This is a genomic window from Cognaticolwellia beringensis (assembly GCF_002076895.1).
In the GTDB taxonomy this organism is placed as follows: domain Bacteria; phylum Pseudomonadota; class Gammaproteobacteria; order Enterobacterales; family Alteromonadaceae; genus Cognaticolwellia; species Cognaticolwellia beringensis.
Genome location: NZ_CP020465.1, coordinates 3,198,695 through 3,223,004, shown reverse-complemented (window position 1 = coordinate 3,223,004; position 24,310 = coordinate 3,198,695). Strand labels below are relative to the sequence as shown.

The window sequence follows — 24,310 nt, the reverse complement described above, 5'->3', positions numbered from 1 at the left end:
AAAAAGCCCCTAAGTTTAGGGGCTGTATCATTCTAAAGATCCTAAGTTTACAAAGCTAAATCACTAGCTGATAAGCTTGCACCTTTTAAATCAATAACAAGATCAGCAGATCCGTCGCCATCAACGTCACCCATTAACATACCGTCAGCATAACGAAGTTCGCCTGCAGTATTAGAGAAACTAGCCTTCTCAATAAAATTAAAGCTAACACCTGTTGATGATAAATCGATTAGATCTTGGCCTGTTTCAAAGTCAGTAACCATGTCGCCTGATTCAATATTAGTAAACACAAAGGTATCAAAACCTTCACCACCAATATAAGTATCAGCTCCTGCCATACCTTCTAATACGTCGTCACCACCGTTACCCGTAAGAACGTTATCAGCCGCATTACCTCTAAGGTAATCACGTTTAGATGAACCAATCGCGTTTTCAATGATAGTACCGTAAGCAATGGCAATATTATCATGTGAAGTTACACCTAAACCACTTACACCGGTTTCAGCAGTAAGAAACTCTTCGTGAGCGGTAGTTGTAAGGTTTTGCCAAAAGTCAGTTGTGCCAACACCAACATTACCTAAACCAGTGTTACCAGCATCACGCATTAACTGACGTCGTCTGTTAATTTCATCTTCACTTGGCACTGAAGCAGCACCAGAACTATATTGACCGTCGTTTAGATCAATAAATACGCTAGCATTCGCGCCAGACATATCTATGGTGTCTATACCACCCGCATCATAAATAGTAACAATTGGGAAAAGGTTTTCAGAGAAGTCGTAAACCACATTACCTGCGGTTGAATTCCAACCATAAACTGTGTCATCGCTGCGGGTAGTTGAATCCGCACCATAAGCCGTTTGAATTGCTAATATATCGTGAACCATAGGGGTATGAGGGTAATTGTAGAAACCTGTACTCCAATCGACAATACCGCCACCAAATGGTTGATTAGAAGTTTCTTCATCCCCCCAGTACGACATAAGCGAATATTGGTTACTATCTTGAGCATATTCAGCTTGGCTTACATAGTTTGTTGCACCAGAACCGTTATAAGCGCCTGGATGGCTTAAACCTAAAGTATGGCCAATTTCATGCACTAATGTAGTTACACCATAGCCACCAAAATTCAACCAAGCATTTGTCCAGTTAACATCGGGAGTTGCTACAAATATATCTCCGAAAAACTTCCAACCTTTGGCATTGGTAAAACCATATTCAGGATAATAAGCATATGCCTGGCCAGGATCATGACTATTTGAAAATTGAATGTCAGCACCTTTTGTGCCGCGCTCGATAAATTTAGGGGCAATTAAATCATCCCAAAATTGAATACTGTTACGTGCTGCATTTTTTTGAGCTTCTGAAAATCCGCTCAAACCATCGCCGGCTGTAAAACCATATTTTTTATTATTATAAAGTCCAGTAAGCCCTTTCCCATTAGGGAAGTTGTACGTTATCACACCGCCGTTTGCAGCGTTTAAATTACCGGTCCAAATTTGTTCAATAACTCTGGGTAAATCTGCTATTTCTTTCTCTCTAAATGTATAACCGGCATAGCGATCAATACTTAATTCTTCAGGCTGAACAATAGCGCTTAAGTTCGGTTGCAGTTGACCTGTTTGAATATCTTTTACATCTGCAAAGCTTGAAACTGACAGTAAAGTGCTGCTCATAGCAATACATACGGCAAGTCGTTTTTTTATTAATTTTTCTACAGTCATGCTTTCTTCTCCGTGAATATAAATAGAATGAATTATATCTCCAATACACAATGTAAATTAAATGTAATAAAAATGTAAGTATTTAATTTAAACAATTAAACGGACACGACTTACTTTAGATATGTAACTCTAGCTACAGAAATTTCATATAAATAAAGTGTGAATAATCAAAGCACAACGCTTTGTATCGAACTTCATGACATAAAAATACGTAATAACAAAAGGTATAATTGAAATAAACCAAGATGTGGCATTTAAACTGGCTAAAGTTTATCAATGACAAAATAGGAAAGGCAGCGAGTCCCAAAGTGACGGTTAACCATAGTTATAAGGTGTGAGGTATGAGGTGTGAGATATAAGGTAGATGTTTCTATATTTATTTTATTAACGCTATAACACAGCAATTCCGATGAAAATAATTAACTCATACTTACAAAAAAGCTGATACCTTCAGAAACACGTCACTATGCAACTGAAGCGGATTAACACTCATCATCTGTATAGCCAATCACTTGATTAGCGATTGAATATGAAAACCCTTTACTTATTATGTGGCGTAAGGCTTTTTGTTTTAACTTTAAATCTTCAATTGGCTCATCGCCAAATTTTCTTTTCTTTAATATTAATGCTTTTTCAAAATAATCTTCATCCGTTGTTGCTAAATTACTGACACATTCATTTATTGTTTGAGATGAAAACCCTTTGGCATAGAGCTTTTCTTTTATTTTGTTGGGGCCAATATTCTTTTCTGAAAAACTCATCGTTAATCGCTTTGCATAACGAAGATCATTCACAATATCTCGTTCAATGAGATACGCTAGCGCAGCCTCATTATATTGTGTATCGTCCCTAAATAATAAGTTCGCTTTTTGCAGCAAAGTCCTGGCAGAGTAATCTCCATAGCGTTCAATCATCCAAAGCATATATGACTTCACGCGCTCATAAGATATAACCTGAGGCTTAGTATCTTGCTTTTTTTTATACATCGAATGCTTGTTCCTATCGAGAGTTACGTTTACGCAGGTTTAAAACCAAAAAGGTGCCATTGGGCACCCTTGCATGTTAAATCAGTGAACTATAGCTAACACCTTTACATAACTACTTTTTAGGCTTAACTATAATCCAGCAGCAACAAACGCTGCACTGACAAGTTTTTGTGCGTCACTAATAATTAGCTGTAAGTGCGTATCATCAATAAAGCTTTCTGCGTATATTTTATAGATGTCTTCTGTGCCTGATGGGCGAGCAGCAAACCAGCCGTTTTCAGTACAAACCTTAATTCCACCAATTGCCGCATTATTACCCGGTGCGTGTGACAGTATTTGCGTGATTTTTTCACCGGCTAATACATCAGTAGTAATAGCATCAGTGGTGATCGAAGTTAGTACCTGCTTTTGCTGTAAGTTAGCAACAGCTTCAACACGGCCATAACATGGTTCACCTAATTGTGCAGCTAATGCTTGATATAATTGATAAGGGTCTTTACCGGTTACCGCTAGCATTTCAGCAGCTAACAAGGTCATGACAAACCCGTCTTTGTCGGTTGTCCAACAGCTGCCATCTTTTGAGAGGAATGTGGCACCGGCACTTTCTTCACCGCCAAAGGCATAGCTTGAATCGTGTAAGCCATCAACAAACCATTTAAAGCCAACAGGCACTTCTGAAAGTGGTCGGTCAATAAGTTTCGCGACGCGGTCAATTAACGAACTAGAAACCAGTGTTTTGCCAATTTTACAAGTTTTAGGCCAATCTCTGTGCGTCATTAAATAGTGAATAGCTACGGCTAAATAATGATTTGGGTTCATCAAACCCCCGGTTTTGGTAACTATACCGTGGCGATCAAAGTCTGGATCGTTGCCCACGGCAAGATCAAACTTATCCTTTAGGGCAATTAAGCCCGACATGGCATAAGGTGATGAACAGTCCATGCGTATTTTGCCATCTTTATCTAACGGCATAAAAGCAAAGCTAGCATCAACTACCGGATTAACTACTGCTAAATTCAAGCCATATTTTTTAGCTATTACTGGCCAATAATGAATACCTGAACCACCTAATGGGTCAACCCCTATATGAACACCCGCTTTTGCAATAGCTTCCATATCAACAACCTGACTTAATTGTTCAACATAAAAACTGATAAAATCTTCACGAATCAATAATGAAGACTGCAACGCTTGTGTATAATCGAGACGTTTAACATCAACCATTTTATTGGCAATAATTTCGTTAGCACGATGCTCAATAACTTTTGTTATTTCACCTTCAGCTGGGCCACCATGAGGAGGATTATATTTAATTCCGCCATCGGTTGGTGGGTTATGCGAAGGTGTTATGATCAAGCCATCAGCTTGGCTTGATTGGGTTTTATTATGAACAATAATTAAACGAGAAATAACCGGTGTTGGCGTAAAGCCTTCATCGTCTTGAATAACAACAGAGATATTATTAGCAATCAATACCGATATAGCTGAAGCAAAGGCGGGTTCAGATAAAGCGTGGGTATCTTTACCTAAATAAAGTGGCCCTTTAAACCCTTGCGCTTGACGATATTCTGCTACGGCCTGACAAATCGCTTCAATATGCTGTTGATTAAAGCTTAATTTACTTGCATTACCACGGTGTCCTGAGGTACCAAAAGTAACTTTTTGCTCAGCAATATCAACATCAGGTGTTTGCAAAAAATAATCACTGACCAAACGGCCAATATTAATTCTATCTATCGGTCTTGCCGGTTTGCCTGCATGTTGATGTATTGTCATTTAAATTCCTTATAAAAACTTAAGCCGTACCTGTTATGCAATAATTTGCCACACCACTACTATAGCCAATGTAACCAATGTAACTAAAGTAAGTCGCGAATATCTTCTATATCTTGCTCGTTATAACCTAACGCTCGTCCAACCTCTGTTAACATCATTTTCTTACGTGTAGTATTTGAGTTGGTAATCACCCAAAATGGACTGTCGGGGATCTGGCGCGGTTTCGTGCTGCTGCCACTTGCCGCTAGTTCAGCTTCACTGGCAGCAAAGTATAAACGGTCGCGGCCTCTAATAGTGCAAACAGTAGAGAACTGCTGATTATGTACTCGATATAATGCTGCCAAAATTAATAAAAATCGACCAACCGCACCGCGCTGCATAGCCAACTCTTCTTTATTAATATAGTTAAAAACTGAGCCATTAACATCAAGTGTCGCCGTTGCTGTAGTCACTTGCTCTTCAACGACTTCTTCTTCAATTGCTTCAACAATGTCTGGTTCTGGTTCTGCTGCAACTTCAGCATTGTGTTCTGTTGGTAACTTAATTAGACGACGTAATATCGACGATGCACTTTCGCCAATATACTGAGTATTTGACGCAATGTGTTGATAAAGCTCTTCATCTATTTCGATGTTTTTCATTGATGACCCTAGGGAAATTATTATAGATCGCGGCAAGATTATACTTACGTTAATAAGAAGTCTCTATAGAGGATTACCAAATGATGAAAATATTTTTAAAAAACCTAACCCGAAAAATATTATCGCTAAAGCTAAATCACAACAATCTAGGCATAAAGTTACATATACAGTGCTATTTTTAGCGACAACTACTTGGGTTTTCGTTGCATCGAATTACTAAAACAAGGACAATTATCCCAACGAGAACACACTTATCAGGACAGCAATGACCAAGTTTTTAAACTATCAACAATCTGGCAGCGGTAAAGACATCATACTTATTCATGGCTTATTTGGCCGCTTAGAAAATCTTGGTATGGTGGCGAAAGTTTTAGCTGAAAATTATCGAGTGACCAGTGTAGATGTGCGTAATCATGGTGATTCTTTTCACGATAGCGTTATGGATTATCCAACTATGGCGCAAGACATTGCCGATGTTATGCAACACTTAGCCATAAATAATGCCGTTGTACTCGGTCATTCAATGGGCGGAAAAATAGCCATGGAATTAGCACTGACTCAACCAGAGCTAGTTGAAAAATTGATTGTCGCGGATATTGCTCCTGTTGAATACCCACCTCATCACAACCAAATAATTGCCGGGTTAAAGTCACTCGACTTTTCAATAATAACAAAACGTAAAGAAGCTGATGAAAAACTATCCGAATACGTTGATAACACGGGTGTTCGACAATTTTTATTACGAAATTTAAGTAATAACAACGGTCAACTTGCTTTTGTATGTAATATTGAAAACATTGCAAATAACTATCCAAATATTATGAAAACTTATCAAGGTAAGAATAGCTACCAAGGCCCAACACTTTTTATTAAAGGTGAGAATTCTGACTATATATTGCCAGCGCATCGCAATGAAATATTGCGTTTATTTCCACAAAGTCGAGCACGCATTATTCAAGGTGCAGGCCATTGGTTGCATGCCGAAAAAACAAGCGCTTTTAATCGCAGCGTTGAAAGCTTTTTAACAAGTTAAAAGTGATAGTGCATATTAAAAGTATAAAATGTTGCCGCTTTATCACTACAAAACCAACTATCGTTGAGCCTAGCCGAGACTAGATTAACAAAGTTGCCGTGATAAAACCGAGTATAAAGGACAAAATTAATGTGTTTAAAAGCAGTGATATGCTATAGTGCCGCCTGCAAATTTTAGGGTTGATTATGTTAGCAGAACACTTTGAATTAATTGAAGCCATAGGGCTAAATTTATTTTATGCTTTTATCTTTATTTTCATTGGCTTAACAATCCATGACGTAATGAAAAAAAACGATGTCCCTAAAATGGGAAAGCTGGTTGTTTATTTTGTATTATTTTTAGGATGTGCCGGATTTATTGCCAAAGGCGTAATTCAGTTTGTCTTCGAAAGCCAAGGTGTTGGATAAGTAAGTAATTAAGATGGCAAAAGAAGTAGCAGATTTAACAACCATTGACTTATTTAGCGATGATAAGCGTCCGGGGCGACCAAAAACGAATCCTCATTCACGCAGCGTTCAAGTTAAAATAAATAAACGTAATCAAGTTAAGCGTGATAAGAACAATGGCCTAAAGCGAGTAGAGTTTAAATTACATCAAGACGTATTTGAACGTTTAGACGCTTTAGCAAAAGATAAAGGTGTGAGCCGAAGTGAGTTGATAGAAATACTATTAGTTCAGTCGCTTGATACCAACGATATTAAAGTTTAGTTAGATATAAAAGGTTAGATTCATGTCAATTGTAGGTTTATTTTTCGGAAGTGATACAGGAAATACCGAAGCCATAGGCAAAATGATCCAAAAAAAGTTGGGTAAAAAGCTTGTCGATGTTAAAGATATCGCCAAAAGTACCAAAGAAGAAATCGCCGAGTTCGATTTATTAATCTTAGGTATTCCTACTTGGTATTATGGTGAAAACCAATGTGACTGGGATGACTTCTTACCAGAGTTAGAAGAAATTGATTTCACCGATAAGTTAGTGGCTATTTTTGGTTTAGGCGATCAAGAAGATTACGCTGAATACTTCTGTGATGCGATGGAACCATTGCGTGATATCGTGGAATCAAAAGGTGCTATTGTTGTTGGTAATTGGCCGACTGAAGGTTACGAATTTGAAGCGTCTAAAGCCCTAACTGACGAAAATACGTTTATCGGCTTATGTATTGACGAAGATCGTCAACCTGAATTAACCGAAGCTCGCGTTGATACTTGGGTTAAGCAAATTTACGACGAACTTTGCCTCGCTGAATTAGAAGACTAATTTTTCGATATTAAACGAAAATTTATTTGAAGAAGCCAGCAGTTAGCTGGCTTTTTTGTGCCTAATGACTGCCCTAGCCACAGTTCGACAATATGCTCTAGCATTATCAACTAATACCAAGTTAATTAATCAACTTGGTATTAGTTAAATCCTTGCAGCGATAATAACTACCGCCGAAATAGACAATTTTAACCAGTAGAACTGTACATATTCTGACTTAAATTGGGACAAATAAGGCATAAAATAAATTTACTTTAATGAGTAAACTAAAAAATATACCTAATATAAAGTCAAGGTTAGCTTAAATAATACCAAAAATATTGTTAATATGGTTTATCGATATTTGGGGATTGATATTCCAATGAAAATATTTATTTTAAAATCAATTTTGTTATTTCTTCTACTACTCCCGCAAGTGAATGCATATCACCAACCATCTCCAACTGGAAATATCATCTTTTATACCGAAATTTACCCACCGGCTAATTATCTGGTCGATGATAAACTGAAGGGTATTTCTGTAGATACTTTAAAAGCTATGTGGAAACATTTACATATGCCTGAACAAGAAATCCAGCTAGTTCCATGGTCTCGCGGCTATAAATTTACCTTAGATAAAAATAATACGGCATTATTTACAATGTCTAAAACCCAACCTCGTGAAAATTTATTTAAATGGGTTGGGCCTATTTTTCACGCGACACAAATTCTGATAGCCAAAAAATCAAAAAACTTTAACTTTTCTAATGCAGAGCAAGTATTTAAACATACAGTTGCCACTGTTAAAGGTGATGTGTCAGAAAATTCACTTCATAAAATTGGTTTTCCAGCTGCTAATATCGCTAAAATTTCTCAATTAAAACAAGCCTTTTCATTGATGGAATCTGATCGTGTAGACATGATTGTGGCATCTATTCATGCTTTTGATCATTTAATTAAAGAAAATAGCTTAGATGCTAATGCTTACGAACAGGTATGGCAGGTTAACAAGACAGGTAATTATTTAGCCTTTAATATCAATACGCCTGATGAAGTAATACAAACCTACCAGCAAGCGTTTGATGATATTGCTGAGCAGCGATTAACCATTAAAGCACAATATGATTTACCCCTAGCTGAATATTAACCCAAATACGACGACGGATGATCTTTGATAAAGCCAATACATAAGCCCGTCACGCTATTTAACGAATTGATTAATAATTTAACGGGTTTAACTTTAATACTTTATCAGTGCTGTACCTCTTATCAATATTGTTTAAAATACCCCTTGACCATTCAATCGCCTTAACCCACTCTTTGCTTAATTATTTAACCAAGCACAGAGACTCAATTAGTGAGCCAAGAATTAATGTACGACAAAAATAGCCTTATAATTATTATCACGCTTTTTATTTTGATGTTAATAATTAATCAAATAGCCTACAGCTTAGGGCGTCGAAATGTCGATGTAGAAAACGCCGAAATGAAAAGCCAATCAACGGCTATTCAAACAGGCATTATTGGATTATTGGCCTTATTACTAGGTTTCACTTTTAACATGTCACTTCACCGTTACGATGCAAGAAGCAGTGCCGTTATCGAAGAAGCAGGTGCTATTAACAGAGTTGCAATGCAGGCAAAGTTACTGCCAGTGGAAATACGGGAAGCTGTTTTTAATGAATTAGAAGCTTATTTAGCGCTTCGTATTTCACTCAGCCAAGTTGACTTGTCAAATCCTGAGCAGCGAAGTGCCATCAATAAAAAAGTGAGTAAATCACAAGCCAACCTGATTGAATTAGCACAAAAAGAATTGATTAATCCAAAATCATTGTTAATCGCAAATGGCTTTTATCAGTCTTTATCGTCAATGATTCAAATTGAAAATAAGCGTACAGCTATGCTCAGACTACATGTACCAGAGCCGGTATTATTTTTGTTGTTTGGTGTATTTGTTACCGTTGGCGGTATGTTAGGTTACAACAGTGGTTTAGGGAAAAAGCGCCCTGCTTTCCCAACGATTTTATTATTCACATTAATCGTCTTGGTAGTCTTTATTATCATTGATTTAGATCGCCCCAAACGAGGCATCATACAAGTAAACCAAGATAGTTTACATGACGCTATAGTGACACTTGAAGATTATAAAGCTGGGTAGATAGCGCAACATTAATTACCATATTATATTTGTAAAGTATCAATAAAATTTCAGTAAAACATAAACGGTAGGCACCTAAACTGAGTGCTTACCGTTAAAGTTATAATAGAGCTAGTGCTATTAAACTTTTTAAATCATTCATCGCTGTGGTTTTTCTGCGAAAACATAGGACTTAGATAGCGGGTAATAATATTAATTTATATGTACTGGCCAGAATAAACATCAAAAAAGAAATACAGCGTAGTCGCAATACTCGCCACAATAACAAAGCCTCTAACATGCTTTTGGGGCAGTTTTCGGGATAACTTTGCTGCCATATACCCTCCGGCTAAAGTGCCCGATAATAAAATAGTACCTTCATACCAAACAATAACATCATTATAAATAAACAGTGCAATGGCAATCAACGACACGGTCGATGATACCAATAGCTTTAATCCATTCATGGCATTAATATTGGTGTAACCAGCTAATGCTAAATAACTGAGCACTATAATACCTAACCCCGCGTTAAAAAAACCGCCATAGATTGAAACACCTAGTAGTATGATTATCAGTAAAATTCCGCCGATAGCAGATGCGTGTTGGCTATTCGAGGCTGCTTTTTTAAGTGCTTTATTTATTTGTCCGCCGAAAATAAATAGCACAGTAGCAAATAATAACAACCATGGGATGGCCGAGCGAAAGACAACCTCAGACGTTTGTAGTAATAACCAAGCACCAGATATACCGCCGAGTAGACTGATCATTATGATTTTAGGCAATTCACTTTTATGTTCAGCAAGCTCTTTTCTAAAAGCATAAGTACCGCTCAAATAACCCGCGCACGACGCAAAAGTATTAGTCGCATTAGCCATAATAGGGGTAATACCGACAAAGATCAGCGCAGGAAAAGTAATAAAACTTCCTCCACCGGCAATTGAGTTAAGCACTCCGCCAAAAAAGCCTGCGAAAAACAGAAATATGAGTTCAAATGACATTGTTAATAATCAGCCTTTGGGCATGGAAATATCTCAAACGTTAGCACATTTTTATTATGTCCTGTAGGTAGTTATAGCCACGATCATTCACTAACTAAAATTTAGTCCCTTATTCCCCTATAAAGCTTACCTATAACAGCGTAGGATGAACTTACTTTAGACAAAAATTTAGGTTTGCACCTCAAGTGCACTTATATAAAAAATTATGCAACTAACAGCAAAAGCATCACTTAATCACGCTTTACTTATTTCCATTTGTACACCTCAGTTTAAAGGTGATGAAGCAACAGAGTCACTGGCAGAGCTAGCCCGTTTAGTCACGACTTTAGGTTTTAAAGTCGTTGGCACACAGTCGCAAAAATTGAGTTCAACCAATAAAGTTAACGTACTTGGTTTAGGTAAGCTGGCTGAAATAGCACACCTTACTGGTAACAAAGGTGAAGTTGAAGAAGAAGAAAATGACGACCTATCTCAAGACTCATCTAAAGAAATAAAAGATGAAACCCTGCTGACTAATATGCCATCAGACATCCCTTCTGAGAATCTGCCCTTTGCCTGTGCAGATGTAGTGGTATTTGACTGTGATTTAAGTCCATCACAACTGCGTAATGTCGAGAATCAATTAGGCGTAGAGGTATTTGATCGTACCGGTATTATTATTGAAATATTTAGTCGCCATGCTCGTACCAAAACGGCGAAATTACAAGTTGAAATTGCTCGTCTTAATTATGTAGCACCGCGCCTTCGTGAAACATCATCTGGCGATAGAGATCGTCAAATGGGTAAAGGTGCAGGCGAAACGAACCTAGAGCTAAACCGCCGAGCGGTACGTGATCAACTAGCAGACCTTAAGCGCGAATTAGTCAGTGTTCAACATGAAATGAAAGGCCGACGCACCCAACGTTCAGAGCTTTTTTGTGTCGCCCTAGTCGGTTATACCAATGCGGGTAAGTCATCAATGATGCGAGCTATTACGGGGAGTGATGTAGAAGGTGAAAACAAACTTTTTGCGACGCTGGATACTACAGTTCGTGCATTGTACCCAACCGTTCAGCCTAGAATATTAGTGTCTGATACTGTTGGTTTTATTAAAAAATTACCGCACGACTTAGTCGCGTCATTCCATTCAACCTTAGCAGAAGCGCATGATGCTTCATTATTGTTGTATGTGGTTGACGCCTCTGACCCTAGTTTTCGCTCACAGCTTGATGTTGTGCATGAAGTACTAGAAGAAGTGGGCGTTGAAGATAGTAAGAAATTATTGGTACTGAATAAATCTGATCAACTTAGCACCGAAGAACAACAGGCGTTAATGGCAGAATTTCCAGATGCCATGATGACATCAACTCGCAATCCAGCTGATATTAGTAAGTTACATCAATATATTGTTAATACTGCACAGGAAGAGATGATTGAAGATGAGTTCATTATTCCTTACACCGCTAAAGGTATTATAGGCGAAATTCGATCAAGCATGAGTGTTACTAAAGAAGAATATGAATATAGCCATATTAAGCTTACCGTGCGCTCAAACGCGATTGATTTAGAAAGATTAAAAAAACGTATGCTAAACATAGAAGCTGATAAATAGTTTCCAAAGACTGGGTGGCAATTAACTGCACCATGATTACCCGCACAGAGATACAGCACAGAGATACAGCACTGCAAAGTGGGACACATTAGCTAAGGTGTCCCATTGCTGCTCTATTTCGCGCAGCCCCTATAACGTGACTTTATATTGGTTACACATTACCTTATTTTAGACAGTGTCTTATTCTAGACAGTGCATTTGAGCGCATTAGCCGTAACTATTGCGCTGATTTTTTCGTCGAATATAAAGTGTCCGATTGAGTTTAGCCACAATTTCTCCTTCAGCATCTTTAACGTAAACTGGAAGTTCTGGCAGGTATTTTTCGCCAGCAGCAGTGTGTGCCAAAATATCTTCAATCAAAGCATCGGTAATTATAAATTCGGCAGTTACTGTGCCCTTACCAGGTTTAATGTAATCAATATCTGCAGACTTATCCCAAACCACATAATCCTTGCCCAATCGTGACATTATCAATAGCATAAAAAAGGGATCTGTCATGGCATATAATGACCCACCAAAATGCACGCCAACCGCATTTTGATTAAAGGTACTGAGTTTTAAACGCACCTTAGCTCTACGAAAATCGTCAGCAACGTCGACAACGCGAATACCGGTAAATAGAAATGGCGGCCAAATATTTAATAATAATTTCATTTGCCAAGCTTTTTTAAACATATAATTTCCTTTTAAAGCTAAATAAAATGTGAGTACTTCTGTAAACCGTATGGTTTATAAAACCAAACTCATCAGACCAGTGGTGTATTATGACGTTTTAAGCCAATAAAACAACAAAAGAGATATTCATTTACAACTAGCCCTTTCAACCTAGCCCATAACCCCCTATAATTTTCAATAAATTGAAAGCCTGATGTAGAGATTAAAATTAATGCCTGAACAAAATGAAGAATTAAAAAGAGCCGGACTAAAAATCACTTTGCCGCGCATTAAAATTTTGGGCATTTTACAAAATCCAAATAACCAACACATCAGTGCAGAAGACGTATACAAAATTTTGCTTGAGCATAATGAAGAAATTGGCTTAGCGACAGTATATCGTGTCTTAAACCAATTTGACGACGCAGGTATTGTAACTCGTCATCATTTTGAAGGGGGTAAGTCAGTATTTGAACTTAGCCATAAAAAACATCATGATCATCTAGTTTGTCTTAACTGCGGTAAAGTTATTGAATTTGAAGACGATGTTATTGAGCAACGCCAAGAAGATGTAGCAAAATTGCATAAAGTAAAACTGACCAATCACAGTTTATACTTATACGGTGAATGTGAAGACGAAGTAGCTTGCGAGAATTTCCGTAAAGCACAGTTTTAAATCACTGACAAAATACAAAAAATTAAGCCCTAGTTATTAAATTAACTAGGGCTTTTTATTTTTAGGAAGAATGACTAACAAATAATTCAAACTAATCTATTTAATAATTAACAATAACTTCCACTGATTTTCACTTCATAGCCGCGGCAACGGTAACCTATAGTTACCAACGTTCGATACTCCATTGCACTGCCATAATAGCAATTAATAAAGAGCCCACGGGTATAATGCCTTTGCTGTAGAGTTTGGTGTTACGCAGTAAAATCAAAACTGGTAATAAAATCGCCAGTATCGCTAACTGCCCTATTTCCACACCAAGGTTAAAGGCTAAAATACTTAAGAGTTGTTGATCCGCCGGTAAGCCTAACTCTCCTAATACGCCAGCAAACCCCATACCGTGTAACAAACCAAAAGCAAAGGTTAACCAAGCTAAACGCAACACCACAGGCCAAATATTATTTAATGCCGCAAATAAAACAGAAATTGCAATACCGAGTTCCACCCAGCGACTACTCGGGGTTAACCAACCTAAAGCGGTTGCGGTTAACGTCAACGAGTGGGCCAAAGTGAATGCGCTGATGATCCAAACCGTATTGGTCAAGATGGTTTTAACACTAGTTATGGCTTGCCATTGATTGTTTCTACGCTGTAATACCGCCGGCAACAATAACGCGAGCAAGAACAGAATATGATCTATTCCTATCCAAATATGTATTACACCTTGATATACGAACTGCGTGAAAGTGGTCTGCCAACTACCTTCTTTTAAATCTAGATCTATTTGTCGAGTGTTATCGTCTAAAACAAAACTGTGCATATTGTTGCCATCGCCAATATTTAGCACCATTTCATGACTACTATCTAAGGCAAATATCGCATTGTATTTAACATTTAATGACCCGCTAATCGCACATTGACCAGAAAAGTCAGTCACTGCGAACGCTTCGTTGGCATGGTCCTGTAAACGGTCTACGACTTCAAAGCGAAGGTTACATGATAGGTCGTCACGGCTGAGTAATAAGTTTTCTGCCAAGTAGCTAGCAATCTCAGCTTGGCGACTTGTTACTTCTCCCCAAGTTAGCTCCCCATTGGCATTTAAATCTAAACCTACGGCTAATTCCAAGTCAGTTAAGCTCAATTGCCATTCACCATTAATGCGACCTGTGTTGTCCATTTCGGCAATAATGTAACTGGTACTCAATTGATGAGCGACGACGGTATTAGCGAATAAAAAAGATAGTCCGATTAAGCTTATTTTTAACCACTGCTGCATATCTGATCTCACTAGTCTAATTAATCAATTGATAAAGTGTTTTTGGCTTATGCCTGTGTTGTACTTTTAAGGGCAGTCTGTGCTGCCATTGCGCGTGCTAGTATACGTTTATCTGGGCCTAATTTAGCTTGTTGCCAATTAATTCTTGCCCAGTGCAAGGCTTTTATCGCATCAGGTGCAATATCTAAATAATAGCGAGCAATGTCTGCGGCATGGGCTGTGTCATTACGCTGTAAGCGTATTTCAATGCGTTGGGTTAAACGCTGCTGCCATGCTTTACTTGCTAAATGGTTGGTTGAAGCACTCGCTGAATTACTCTTTTTTTCAGCCAAAGCTAGTCGTAATAATAATGCATCATCAAAACTATCACTGGCCAGTACAATTGGCCCCAGCTTATCTAATACGGTTTTACCTTGTTGCTGATCTAAATGAATATCTGCCCACAACGCTAAATAACTTACAGGCATTTGTGCTAGTGGATAACCCGATAAATGGTCAATTGCTTGCTGGGGTAGTTGCAGGCGCTGAGCAAGATCAGCCAAAATTTGCTTAAGCCAGATATTTTGTTCTCGCGGAATATCACCTGCAACGCTAACCACTTGCTTTAATTGCTGATAACTCTGTTCAACTTGTCCTTGTTCTGCATTAACTTCCAGCACACAGGCTGTACTGACGAAAAGACTGCCATGGCCTAATACTTGTAAACATGCTTGTTTGGCCGCGACTAAATCACCTTGTACCATATGAATATTCGCTTTCATTAACCAAGCTGAGACATTACCAGGCTGTTTTTGAACTATTTTCGTGAGGAGTTGTTGTGCTTGCTCAAATTGATGATAGTGCTGTAAAACACTCGCTGTATAAAACTGTAGCTCTGAATCATCAGGCGCTTCTGCTAATAAAGGCTTAAGTAATGCGCTGGCCCGGCCATAATATCGACTGGCGAAACCGGGTTTACTCGCATCACTGATAAGTTGAGCGATAAACACTTTCGGTTGTTCTGCGGGTTTTGGTACCGTCCAACTGGCAACGATAGTTTGGTCTGATTTGGGGGTATAACTTTCTGAATATGCGGGGGTTGCGATGGATATAAAAGCCAATATTAATAAGCAGTTGGTATAACGCTTCATGTGGGGCTTCATGATATTTATCATGACGCATTCCATGAGATTTTTAACGAAATAAGACGTGTAAGTTAATATTGGCATTTTGTCATCCATAAAAGGGCGCCTTCCGTGGCGCAGTCAAGCTCGATTTTACTGTGGAAGTAAGTCGTCGTATGCCGTTGAATCATCAACATCTTGAATAAACGCACGACCATTGATGGACAGAGGTTTATCAGTAGCTTGCTGATTAAAGGCTGCACGACTATAGCTAGAAAAAGACACTTCTAGCGCTTCAATAGTAATGTTAACCGTACCAGTAACTCGGGCATTTACACCATCAGTCACCAAAAACGTGAAGCTGTCACTACCCGTTACTTCGCTATTAGGTTGGTAGGTAAACCCACCATTGCCAGCAACAGTAACCACACCTAACATTGCCTGTTGATCTAGACTAAAGCTCAAACCATCACCATCGGCGTCAGTTGCACTTAACATATCGGTGATTGGTATTTCTGTTTGAGTAATCAAATCAACCGTTATCGTCGTTGGCGCCGCGTTAGGTTCCTCAGCTCTTTCTTTGTAGCCATCATTACAGCCGGCAAGCACTAGTGTTGCACCCAAACTTAGGGCTAACAACTTAAGTGGACGACGTGCATTGGTTTTCAATGCCATATTGTTTTTACGATAATTCATCATAGTGTTCCTTATTCAGAACCTGGTAACGGCATGGCTAAGTAAGGAAAACTAGTTCCTATCATAGAGGCATTACTAGGGGCTCCATCAGTAAAAGGTACATTACCAACACTCGCGTCTTCAGGCGCACATAAGCCTAAATCAGTATCAGTGCCATTAACAGGAATTGGGTAACATAAACGACCCATCACAACGCGAAGTGCGATATCGACCACATCATCACCTGGACGACGACCATTTGGGAAACCAGCTAAATCATCACCAGCGACACCAAACGAAGATTGCATATCAGCTGAAACTGCGGCAATACCGGTGTTTAAGCGCAACATTTCAGAGGCAGTAACTGTCGACATTTGGTTCACACCAGGGAAACCCGTTAAAAAGGCAGTAACTAAATCAACCCGTGGGAAGTTAGTCGGCGCTAAGGTTTCTATATTGGCATTTAGCGTAGTATTTACAGCATCTTTAAACAGAATATTTAACAGCTCAGGTAGTGTTGGATGTGTAACATAATCAGCGAACTGCCCATCATTACTTGGATGTGACGTTGAAAACTTATCTTTATCTGCTAAACCTATGACTAGCTCGTTTACTAAAGGAGAACCAAGACGAGAAACCTGTGTCATTGCTCCGCCGTTAACTTCAGTGCTATCGAAACTAGCGTTTGGATTTAAAATTCTAGCTTGCGGTAAACTTGCACTAGTCCAGCTACCGATTACGCCATTACCTTCACCCGTTAAACAAGCGGTAGGTACTTCGATAGCAATACTGGTTACATTTTTATCAGCTAAATCATCATTCATTGCTGACTGTGTAATACCACCGGGGAAACCACCTGCATCACCAGCACCAGGAGCACTATCGCCCTCAACAGGAACAAAGTTAACTAAATCGAATACTTTACCTAAGTTTACAGTAAATGCGTCTTTACGCTGACCTACGAAAACTTTTGCTGGTGCATCACAACCGGGAATAGCCGCTGAGTAAACATGACTATTTGCGTAAGCAGCATACTGCGCGGCATTAGTGAATGTTTTGTTACCGATATAATCTAACGGCTTAGCAAAACTTGCGCCACCAGAAGTCATATTTGTAACGGCAACACTGGTACCTGTTCCCATAGCGCCAGCAGTCATTTTGACCGTGTAGCTTTCAGAGAAGTTAGCAGCATCTTGATTCGCCATGCTGATACCACCAACATTTTTAAGCGGTACTCCTACAGATTTCTGCTCGCCCTCTGGACCAACCATTAAGGCAATGCCGGCATTATTGTTGCCTAACATTTGGCTGAAGTTAAAACTAAAAGTGATATCTTCTACTGCATCACCATCGTTATCGATATGTATATCATAAGATGCTGCTGGATCCATGGCGAAATAGTTTGGTCCACCATAAGCGTCTTGCAGCGGAATATAGTTAGCAATTAACGTGACATAATCGCCACGACCTTCTTCATAACTATTGAATGCGTAAAAATCTGTGGAATCTACTGTTGGCATACGCGTTAGGTTTGGTGCTTCACGATGACTTGATGCTGAAACAGCTTGAGACAAAGTGGCACTCATTATTACCGAGGCTATAAGCGTTATTTTAAATTTTTTCATGACGTTTCCTTTTAATTTTATACTTCTTAATGGTTACTTTCTTGAAAGCTCATATAGTTAAACGGTTGAAAATCAGAATTGGATGCATAAAAAGTAAATTATTTTTCAATTAATTATTGCCACCTAGGAGTTAACACCTTAAATCATTATTAAATAACACTTTTGTATGAGCATTTTTATTTGAATTTAATTTATCAATTTTCCATATTCACGTGTTCACGTAATTGAAGTGCAATGTTCTTTGCACAGGTACTGTTATGCTAATTGGGATAATTCTGCAGTTTTTCTCACTTACATTATCGCTTACATTATCGCTTACATTATCGCTTAGCAGCAGATGACCTAAAGCTTAGGTTATAACTGCAAAAAGTGTTTTAATTTTTGATTTAATTACGATTTATTTGAAGTGACAATAATTAACACCTAATTATTGGTTTTATTTTTAGGTCATAAAAAAAGCGAAACTTTCGTTTCGCTTTTGTATTCGTTCATAAATGTTGTGCTTTAAAATTAAAAACTAATTAAATATCACTAAAGCGTGACTAGCTTAGAGGTATACAGCACTGTGGTTGGTGAGCCATTCGGTGAACCACCAAGCGGTTCTAAGCTTACAGCTAATGCGGCAATCTCAATTTGATCGAACAACTCAGGCTTGCTTAAGGTTAACTTGCCCGTTTTAGGGAGTAAGCCTAACGATATTGGCGCTCTACCATCTGCCGCTACTATCCATAACTCATAATCAGCATTGGCTTGCGGCACTAAGCTTTTAGTTGCTTGAATATCAATCGTGTCTGTGCCAATTTCCAACGCCCATAGTAGTTCGGTTTGTTCGTTATTAACCAAAGCGAGTTGTTGAGCATCGGGGGCTGTTGTTGGTTCAATATTCACTAACAGCACAGCAAGTACCAATGCAGCAGCTGACGCTAAACCTGCAATGCCTTGCCAAACTTTAGGTTTAGCTTTCGTTATTGGCACAACATTACTTTTTGTTGACTCGTTAACAAAGCCTAGTTGCTGTTCAATGCGCTGCCATACCGATTCGTCAGGTGTTACTGGCGGAATTTTTTGTCCTAACGCATTTAAGTGCTGCTCCCAAGTAGTGGTTGCCTCACTGATCGGTGGATATTGCATCATCAATTTTTGAAAGCGCTGACGGGCAGGCCCGCGCAAGGTGCCTAGTACATATTCTGCAGCTAAGGCGTTTTTGAGGTTTTCTGCTTGATAATTCATGACGTTAAACAACTTTGTAGGCTAGTAAGACCACGTCTTATCCAGCTTTTAATGGTACCCAATGGGTTATTTAGGTGTTTAACCACCTCTTGGTGAGAACAGCCATTAAAGTAAGCTAAATATATTGCTTGGCGTTGTGACTGGTCAAGTTGCTGCAAGCATTTATCTAATAATAACTGTTCTGAGTCACTTACTTGCTCAGGGGCGTCATGATCAAAGCTTTCACTCTCGTCTAATTCATCTTCTTTTCTAATTTTGTTATATCGTAAAATATCTAGCGCTCGATAACGAACAATACTGATCATCCAGGTCAGTACTGTACCCTTACCAACACGATACTCCGACGCGTTATGCCAAATACGCACATACGCCTCTTGCAACGCTTCTTCGGCTAATTCTTTCCGGGCTAACATTTTTAAACTCACCGCATAAAGTTGTTTACTGGTGTTTTGGTAAAGCGCTGAAAACGCCTTTTTATCACCTTGGGCTATAGCGCCAAGTAAGGCTAGGTGCTGTTCATGTTCCATTATTTATTGCTCTTTTTATGTCGGAATAATTTACTGATTTGAGGAGATAGTATACTAAGTGAGCTGTATTTACCTACTGTTGAATACAGCAATAACATGAAAATATTTCGCTAATAAATCTAACAGCCTACATGCAACGCCTTATTAATAAATAATTAAATGTATTTAAATGTGGAGATAATTTTACTGAAATTGATGACAAAAAAATATTTAGTACTAAGCAGTGTATATCTAGGAGAGTATTAGAACAGGTTAAGTTTATGGCAGGTATATGTCAGTGTAATACTAGTGACTTCTTATCGTTGATCTCCCCTTAAAACATCATAAATTCAACAATTTAATTGTCACATAAAGCAAGGCTAAACTGGTAAAAATAAACACGGCAGCCACAAAATTGAATATAGCTTTTGCTAGCCTTTTTTTCATACCTGCAAACCAACCTTTTACGGTTTTATCAGGACTTGGAGTATTAACCAATAAGCCCAATATTGCACTTAATAATAAGCTCCATGCGGCGACTAATAAACAAGGTAAAGCATAAAGGTTTTGATTTTCAATTGAGCCATTGAGAAATAAAATAACAATCGAAACAATACCGGCAGCAAAAGTAAGATTTAATAATGGCTTGATAATAAACAAACGCTGCGCCAATGTCTTAAGTGTCATGCTGAAGTCTCTTATGCAAGTAACCGAAATAATTAGGGTAGTACTTTTACCTGCATAGCTTAGCGTTTATCCAATCATTATCAAACAACTAGTTTTATCTTTTAAAATAATCATTTACCAATTGCTGTGGAACTAAAGTAGCATTCTATAACTTTAGCTAATACGCCATGCTGATAAGCTGAATTGCCCTATATCGCCTTAACTTTTAGCTTATAACTTCAAACTTATAGCTTTTAGCTTTAGTTAATAACTATGGAAAATTAATATGTATAAATATTTATCGATGTTTATCATCATTACAGTAGCCTTTTTTAGTGATAACAGTTTTGCTAAACAACCAACATTAATTGAATTTGGCAATAACCCAGGCGAACTAAGCGCCAGCTACTTTCAAGGGACTAAAAATAATAAAAACCTTATTGTTTTACTGCATGGCTGTGTTCAACAAGGAGTAATTCTCGCCGAGCAAAGTGGCTTACTGGCGTTAGCAAAAAAAAAGCAGTTTTCACTGCTGATCCCACAGCAAAGTCAGAACAATAACATTAAAGGTTGCTTCAATTGGTTTTCCACACAAGATATTGAAAAAAATCAAGGCGAAAGCTTGTCGATAAAAAATATGATAACCACGGTTAACGCCGAGCATAACTTTAGTAATGTTTATATTATCGGTTTATCTGCAGGTGGCGCGATGGCAAGCTCTATGGTGGTTAATTATCCCGAGCTATTCACCGCTGGCGCCATTGTTGCTGGCATACCCTACCCTTGTGCAGATAATTTGATCACCGCTATTGCCTGCATGCGTAGCGGGCCCTCACAAAATACTGCTCAATTAACCACATTAGTTAAACAGATAAATGGCACGCAATCGAATTGGCCACCATTGTCGATATTTACAGGTGATAAAGACGCAGTAGTTAACCCTAAAAACTCACAGCAACTTGCCATTCATTGGGCGCAATTAACTCAATCATCACAGCAGCCAACTATTGAAAAACATCAGGGCTATCAAGTCAGTCAATGGCAAGGAAAAAACCAGCAATTAAATGTTGAGCTAATTGAAATTGAAAACATGGGACATGGCATAGCTGTCGCACCAGAAAAAGTCGACGGAGGAAACGTTGCTCCTTTTGTCATTAGCACGCCAATTAGTACGGTTTTGTACTTACTCGAGGCTTGGAAAATATAAATCAACAGATAATTAAGCTAAAAATATATTTTAAAAATAAATATAACCACATATATAGTGTTTATATACAACAAGTTAATAACATAAGTAGACTGCATACTACTATAGTACAAATTATCTTCTAGCAAATTTACTATAGAGTTTTATCCACACTAATAAAAAACAATAAAGTGCTCAAATCAGCGATTTATTAGATTTAAAACACGGGGAACTATTATGAAACGTTTTAACGGAAGGCTGAGTGTTTTAGCCATAACAATTTCAGCAGCACTGACTAGCCAAAACATCATGGCGGCAGAAACAGATCAACAGATCAAAAACGATCCAACATTAGAGCGCATTGAAGTTACGGCTCGAAAAACGGCAGAAAGCTTGCAACATGTGCCTGTAGCGGTTACGTCTGTTGGCGCTGAACAGTTAGCGCAAAATGGTATAAGTGCGATGACTGAAGTTCAACAGTTTTCTCCGAATACTACCTTACAAGCTAGTCGTGGTACTAACTCAACGTTAACTGCTTTTATTCGTGGTGTAGGTCAAGATGATCCTTTATGGGGCTATGAACCGGGTGTAGGTATTTATGTTGATGATGTTTATATTGCCCGTCCACAGGGTGCTGTATTAGATATTCTTGACGTTGAACGCATCGAAGTATTACGCGGTCCTCAAGGTAGTTTATATGGAAAAAATACTATCGGTGGTGCGATTAAATATGTCACTAAAAAAATGTCTGGTGATGTAGAGCTTGATCTTAAAGCTACCTTTGGAAACTATGGTCGTCAAGATTATAAAGTGGCGGGGAAAATCCCAGTAATAGACGACAAACTTTACGTAGGTTTTGCCTTAGCCAATTTGACACGCGATGGGTACGGTGAATTTTTACAATCTGATTTACCAAATCAAGATTTAGAAAACTACAATAAAGATGTTTTTGCCGGTCGAATTACCGTCGAGTTCGAACCCACTGACGATTTATTTTTCCGTTTTAACTATGATAAAACCACCGACGACTCTAATGCTAAAGGCGGCTATCGTTTACTACCAAGTATCGTAACTGATGCGCCAGTACCCGACAGCGTATATGACTCTTACACCAGTATGCCTACTTGGAATAGTGTTGAATCTGAAGGTTTTAGCCTAACAGCTGAATACTATATCAATGATACTTGGTCGGTTAAATCAGTTACCTCAAGCCGTGAAAATTACTCAAAAACAAATATTGATTTTGATAATACACCAGAGCGTGTATTTGATGTACCAGCCATTTATGATGATGAGCAATTCAGCCAAGAATTTCAGTTAAACTATGATTCAGATAATTTAACTTTTGTTTCAGGCTTATACTACTTTGATGGTGAATCTTGTGGCCATTTCGATGCTATTTTAGAGAATTATGGCCAGTCACTCTCTTTACCTGGGTTAACCCGAGAAGTCACCGGCTGTAACAATAGTGAAAGCTATGCTGTTTATGCACAAGGCTCGTACAACCTTACCGAAAAATTATCGATGACTTTAGGTGCGCGTTACACCACAGAAGAAAAAACAGCTAACGTTAATAATGGCTTAGCATTTGAAACTGTTTATCCAGAAAGTGGTTGGATACCCGGTTACGTGCGTGGTGATGTTACCTTCCCTGAAGTACTAAATGACAAAGAAGACTGGTCGCGCTTTACTCCACGTGTAGGTGCAGAATATCAATATTCGAACGATATGATGTTCTTTGCCAGTTACTCACAAGGCTTTAAATCCGGTACCTTTAACCCAAGAGCAAGTGGTCCTGAGCCAGCCGTAGATCCAGAAGTAGTTGATTCATTTGAAATTGGCGTAAAAAGTGAGTGGAATGATAACTTAAGAGTTAATGCCACAGCTTTCTACCTTGATCATAAAGACAGACAATTTGTTACCGTTTTACCGACAGAAGACAATAGTGCTTTGAGTCAACGTTTAGGTAATATAGGTAAATCTACCGCGTCTGGATTAGAGCTAGAAATAGAATATGCTGCAGCAGATAACTTAAATATTTTTGCTAGCATAGGCTTAATCGACTCATCTTTTAAAGAAGTTAAATCATTTGATACTGACGGTAGTCAAATAGATATTAGCGATAGTTTCACGATTACTAATACCCCTGAAACTACCGCCAATCTTGGTGTTTCTTATGATATTGAAACCTCAGCAGGTGCTTTTGTTGTAAATGGTAACTACTATTACCGTAGTGACTATGACTTAAACGTTACCGATAACCTATTAACTCAAGATGGTTATGGACTGCTCAACTTTGGTGTTAATTGGTATAGCAACAATGGTGATTGGACTGCAGCACTTCATTGGAAAAACATTACTAATGAAGAATACTTGGTCGGTAACTACGCCTTCTTAGGTGCACAAAATGATGATGGCAGTTATGCCCCTGGTTTAGGTGGTGATACCACACTGATTGGCTATTACGGCGACCCTGAAACCATTTCATTAACCATAGGTTATAGTTTCTAAACGCTATTCACTATTTAAAAATAAAAAGAGCTGGTTTTTACCGGCTCTTTTTTTGATAATCAATATTGTATCATCATGC

Annotated in this window: 23 protein-coding genes; 10 read left to right on the top strand and 13 right to left on the bottom strand. The window is 38.4% G+C overall.

Features of this window, described 5'->3' with window-relative positions; genetic code table 11:
- Nucleotides 1-47: 47 nt before the first annotated feature.
- The 4 genes from B5D82_RS13600 to seqA all read right to left on the bottom strand — a co-directional run bounded on the left by B5D82_RS13600 (nucleotide 48) and on the right by seqA (nucleotide 5,127).
- Nucleotides 48-1,724, bottom strand: coding sequence for a M10 family metallopeptidase C-terminal domain-containing protein (locus B5D82_RS13600; RefSeq protein ID WP_081152282.1), 1,677 nt, complete (start codon nucleotides 1,722-1,724; stop codon nucleotides 48-50).
- Nucleotides 1,725-2,206: 482 nt separating this feature from the next.
- The gene (locus B5D82_RS13595) at nucleotides 2,207-2,710 is read right to left on the bottom strand and encodes a regulatory protein RecX (protein ID WP_081152281.1); all 504 of its coding nucleotides are present in this window, start codon (nucleotides 2,708-2,710) and stop codon (nucleotides 2,207-2,209) included.
- A 129-nt stretch (nucleotides 2,711-2,839) separates the two neighbouring features.
- Nucleotides 2,840-4,486: a phosphoglucomutase (alpha-D-glucose-1,6-bisphosphate-dependent) gene (gene pgm, locus B5D82_RS13590; RefSeq protein ID WP_081152279.1), complete on the bottom strand. Its 1,647-nt coding sequence runs from the start codon at nucleotides 4,484-4,486 to the stop codon at nucleotides 2,840-2,842.
- 83 nt (nucleotides 4,487-4,569) lie between these two features.
- Nucleotides 4,570-5,127, bottom strand: coding sequence for a replication initiation negative regulator SeqA (gene seqA / locus B5D82_RS13585; protein ID WP_081152278.1), 558 nt, complete (start codon nucleotides 5,125-5,127; stop codon nucleotides 4,570-4,572).
- 265 nt (nucleotides 5,128-5,392) lie between these two features.
- Between seqA and B5D82_RS13575 the strand changes: the two genes are divergently transcribed.
- From B5D82_RS13575 to B5D82_RS13550, 6 genes are all read left to right on the top strand, one after another.
- Nucleotides 5,393-6,160, top strand: a complete 768-nt coding sequence (locus tag B5D82_RS13575) for an alpha/beta fold hydrolase (RefSeq protein WP_081152272.1) — start codon at nucleotides 5,393-5,395, stop codon at nucleotides 6,158-6,160.
- Nucleotides 6,161-6,345: 185 nt separating this feature from the next.
- Nucleotides 6,346-6,567 (top strand): DUF2788 domain-containing protein, encoded by a 222-nt coding sequence (locus B5D82_RS13570; RefSeq protein WP_081152270.1) that lies wholly within the window; start codon nucleotides 6,346-6,348, stop codon nucleotides 6,565-6,567.
- A 13-nt stretch (nucleotides 6,568-6,580) separates the two neighbouring features.
- Nucleotides 6,581-6,868 (top strand): LexA regulated protein, encoded by a 288-nt coding sequence (ybfE, locus tag B5D82_RS13565; RefSeq protein ID WP_081152267.1) that lies wholly within the window; start codon nucleotides 6,581-6,583, stop codon nucleotides 6,866-6,868.
- A 22-nt stretch (nucleotides 6,869-6,890) separates the two neighbouring features.
- Nucleotides 6,891-7,418, top strand: a complete 528-nt coding sequence (gene fldA / locus B5D82_RS13560) for a flavodoxin FldA (RefSeq protein ID WP_081152264.1) — start codon at nucleotides 6,891-6,893, stop codon at nucleotides 7,416-7,418.
- 361 nt (nucleotides 7,419-7,779) lie between these two features.
- Nucleotides 7,780-8,544 (top strand): substrate-binding periplasmic protein, encoded by a 765-nt coding sequence (locus B5D82_RS13555; protein ID WP_157673901.1) that lies wholly within the window; start codon nucleotides 7,780-7,782, stop codon nucleotides 8,542-8,544.
- 210 nt (nucleotides 8,545-8,754) lie between these two features.
- Entirely contained in the window at nucleotides 8,755-9,555 is an 801-nt protein-coding gene (locus B5D82_RS13550) for a bestrophin-like domain (protein ID WP_157673900.1), read from the top strand.
- Nucleotides 9,556-9,752: 197 nt separating this feature from the next.
- On the opposite strand, the gene B5D82_RS13545 is transcribed toward B5D82_RS13550, so the two are convergent.
- Entirely contained in the window at nucleotides 9,753-10,535 is a 783-nt protein-coding gene (locus tag B5D82_RS13545) for a sulfite exporter TauE/SafE family protein (RefSeq protein WP_081152256.1), read from the bottom strand.
- 205 nt (nucleotides 10,536-10,740) lie between these two features.
- Between B5D82_RS13545 and hflX the strand changes: the two genes are divergently transcribed.
- Nucleotides 10,741-12,126, top strand: coding sequence for a GTPase HflX (gene hflX, locus B5D82_RS13540; RefSeq protein WP_081152255.1), 1,386 nt, complete (start codon nucleotides 10,741-10,743; stop codon nucleotides 12,124-12,126).
- A 207-nt stretch (nucleotides 12,127-12,333) separates the two neighbouring features.
- Here the strand turns inward: hflX and B5D82_RS13535 are convergent, their stop codons facing one another.
- A complete protein-coding gene (locus tag B5D82_RS13535; RefSeq protein ID WP_081152252.1) occupies nucleotides 12,334-12,801 on the bottom strand; it encodes a DUF4442 domain-containing protein in 468 nt (155 codons plus the stop codon).
- 211 nt (nucleotides 12,802-13,012) lie between these two features.
- On the opposite strand from B5D82_RS13535, the gene fur reads away from it, so the two are divergent.
- Nucleotides 13,013-13,456: a ferric iron uptake transcriptional regulator gene (gene fur / locus B5D82_RS13530; RefSeq protein WP_081152250.1), complete on the top strand. Its 444-nt coding sequence runs from the start codon at nucleotides 13,013-13,015 to the stop codon at nucleotides 13,454-13,456.
- A gap of 163 nt (nucleotides 13,457-13,619) precedes the next feature.
- Here fur and B5D82_RS13525 read toward each other — a convergent pair whose 3' ends face one another.
- The 7 genes from B5D82_RS13525 to B5D82_RS13495 form a co-directional block, all read right to left on the bottom strand.
- Nucleotides 13,620-14,729, bottom strand: coding sequence for a HupE/UreJ family protein (locus B5D82_RS13525; protein ID WP_081152247.1), 1,110 nt, complete (start codon nucleotides 14,727-14,729; stop codon nucleotides 13,620-13,622).
- Nucleotides 14,730-14,776: 47 nt separating this feature from the next.
- Nucleotides 14,777-15,883: a tetratricopeptide repeat protein gene (locus B5D82_RS13520; protein WP_245807476.1), complete on the bottom strand. Its 1,107-nt coding sequence runs from the start codon at nucleotides 15,881-15,883 to the stop codon at nucleotides 14,777-14,779.
- Nucleotides 15,884-15,985: 102 nt separating this feature from the next.
- Nucleotides 15,986-16,528 carry an Ig-like domain-containing protein gene (locus tag B5D82_RS13515; protein ID WP_081152244.1) on the bottom strand — a complete coding sequence of 181 codons (543 nt, stop codon included), beginning with the start codon at nucleotides 16,526-16,528 and terminating at the stop codon, nucleotides 15,986-15,988.
- 11 nt (nucleotides 16,529-16,539) lie between these two features.
- The gene (locus tag B5D82_RS13510; RefSeq protein ID WP_081152242.1) at nucleotides 16,540-18,132 is read right to left on the bottom strand and encodes a DUF4331 domain-containing protein; all 1,593 of its coding nucleotides are present in this window, start codon (nucleotides 18,130-18,132) and stop codon (nucleotides 16,540-16,542) included.
- A gap of 531 nt (nucleotides 18,133-18,663) precedes the next feature.
- Nucleotides 18,664-19,362, bottom strand: a complete 699-nt coding sequence (locus B5D82_RS13505) for an anti-sigma factor (protein WP_081152240.1) — start codon at nucleotides 19,360-19,362, stop codon at nucleotides 18,664-18,666.
- Complete coding sequence (locus B5D82_RS13500; protein WP_081152237.1) at nucleotides 19,359-19,889, bottom strand: sigma-70 family RNA polymerase sigma factor; 531 nt, start codon at nucleotides 19,887-19,889, stop codon at nucleotides 19,359-19,361. Before B5D82_RS13500 ends, B5D82_RS13505 begins: the two co-directional genes overlap by 4 nt.
- 321 nt (nucleotides 19,890-20,210) lie before the next feature.
- A complete protein-coding gene (locus tag B5D82_RS13495) occupies nucleotides 20,211-20,555 on the bottom strand; it encodes a hypothetical protein (protein ID WP_081152234.1) in 345 nt (114 codons plus the stop codon).
- Nucleotides 20,556-20,820: 265 nt separating this feature from the next.
- On the opposite strand from B5D82_RS13495, the gene B5D82_RS13490 reads away from it, so the two are divergent.
- Nucleotides 20,821-21,741 (top strand): extracellular catalytic domain type 1 short-chain-length polyhydroxyalkanoate depolymerase, encoded by a 921-nt coding sequence (locus B5D82_RS13490; RefSeq protein WP_081152231.1) that lies wholly within the window; start codon nucleotides 20,821-20,823, stop codon nucleotides 21,739-21,741.
- A gap of 216 nt (nucleotides 21,742-21,957) precedes the next feature.
- Nucleotides 21,958-24,231, top strand: a complete 2,274-nt coding sequence (locus B5D82_RS13485) for a TonB-dependent receptor (protein ID WP_081152230.1) — start codon at nucleotides 21,958-21,960, stop codon at nucleotides 24,229-24,231.
- Nucleotides 24,232-24,310 lie beyond the last annotated feature (79 nt).

Coding starts and splice junctions, on each gene's coding strand:
- B5D82_RS13595 (WP_081152281.1), bottom strand. CDS start 2,710: ATGTATAAAAAAAAGCAAGATACTAAGCCTCAGGTTATATCTTATGAG.
- B5D82_RS13520 (WP_245807476.1), bottom strand. CDS start 15,883: ATGATAAATATCATGAAGCCCCACATGAAGCGTTATACCAACTGCTTA.
- B5D82_RS13515 (WP_081152244.1), bottom strand. CDS start 16,528: ATGAATTATCGTAAAAACAATATGGCATTGAAAACCAATGCACGTCGT.
- B5D82_RS13495 (WP_081152234.1), bottom strand. CDS start 20,555: ATGACACTTAAGACATTGGCGCAGCGTTTGTTTATTATCAAGCCATTA.
- B5D82_RS13510 (WP_081152242.1), bottom strand. CDS start 18,132: ATGAAAAAATTTAAAATAACGCTTATAGCCTCGGTAATAATGAGTGCC.
- B5D82_RS13500 (WP_081152237.1), bottom strand. CDS start 19,889: ATGGAACATGAACAGCACCTAGCCTTACTTGGCGCTATAGCCCAAGGT.
- B5D82_RS13490 (WP_081152231.1), top strand. CDS start 20,821: ATGTATAAATATTTATCGATGTTTATCATCATTACAGTAGCCTTTTTT.
- fldA (WP_081152264.1), top strand. CDS start 6,891: ATGTCAATTGTAGGTTTATTTTTCGGAAGTGATACAGGAAATACCGAA.
- B5D82_RS13485 (WP_081152230.1), top strand. CDS start 21,958: ATGAAACGTTTTAACGGAAGGCTGAGTGTTTTAGCCATAACAATTTCA.
- B5D82_RS13570 (WP_081152270.1), top strand. CDS start 6,346: ATGTTAGCAGAACACTTTGAATTAATTGAAGCCATAGGGCTAAATTTA.
- pgm (WP_081152279.1), bottom strand. CDS start 4,486: ATGACAATACATCAACATGCAGGCAAACCGGCAAGACCGATAGATAGA.
- ybfE (WP_081152267.1), top strand. CDS start 6,581: ATGGCAAAAGAAGTAGCAGATTTAACAACCATTGACTTATTTAGCGAT.
- B5D82_RS13545 (WP_081152256.1), bottom strand. CDS start 10,535: ATGTCATTTGAACTCATATTTCTGTTTTTCGCAGGCTTTTTTGGCGGA.
- B5D82_RS13505 (WP_081152240.1), bottom strand. CDS start 19,362: ATGAATTATCAAGCAGAAAACCTCAAAAACGCCTTAGCTGCAGAATAT.
- seqA (WP_081152278.1), bottom strand. CDS start 5,127: ATGAAAAACATCGAAATAGATGAAGAGCTTTATCAACACATTGCGTCA.
- B5D82_RS13535 (WP_081152252.1), bottom strand. CDS start 12,801: ATGTTTAAAAAAGCTTGGCAAATGAAATTATTATTAAATATTTGGCCG.
- hflX (WP_081152255.1), top strand. CDS start 10,741: ATGCAACTAACAGCAAAAGCATCACTTAATCACGCTTTACTTATTTCC.
- B5D82_RS13555 (WP_157673901.1), top strand. CDS start 7,780: ATGAAAATATTTATTTTAAAATCAATTTTGTTATTTCTTCTACTACTC.
- B5D82_RS13525 (WP_081152247.1), bottom strand. CDS start 14,729: ATGCAGCAGTGGTTAAAAATAAGCTTAATCGGACTATCTTTTTTATTC.
- B5D82_RS13575 (WP_081152272.1), top strand. CDS start 5,393: ATGACCAAGTTTTTAAACTATCAACAATCTGGCAGCGGTAAAGACATC.
- fur (WP_081152250.1), top strand. CDS start 13,013: ATGCCTGAACAAAATGAAGAATTAAAAAGAGCCGGACTAAAAATCACT.
- B5D82_RS13600 (WP_081152282.1), bottom strand. CDS start 1,724: ATGACTGTAGAAAAATTAATAAAAAAACGACTTGCCGTATGTATTGCT.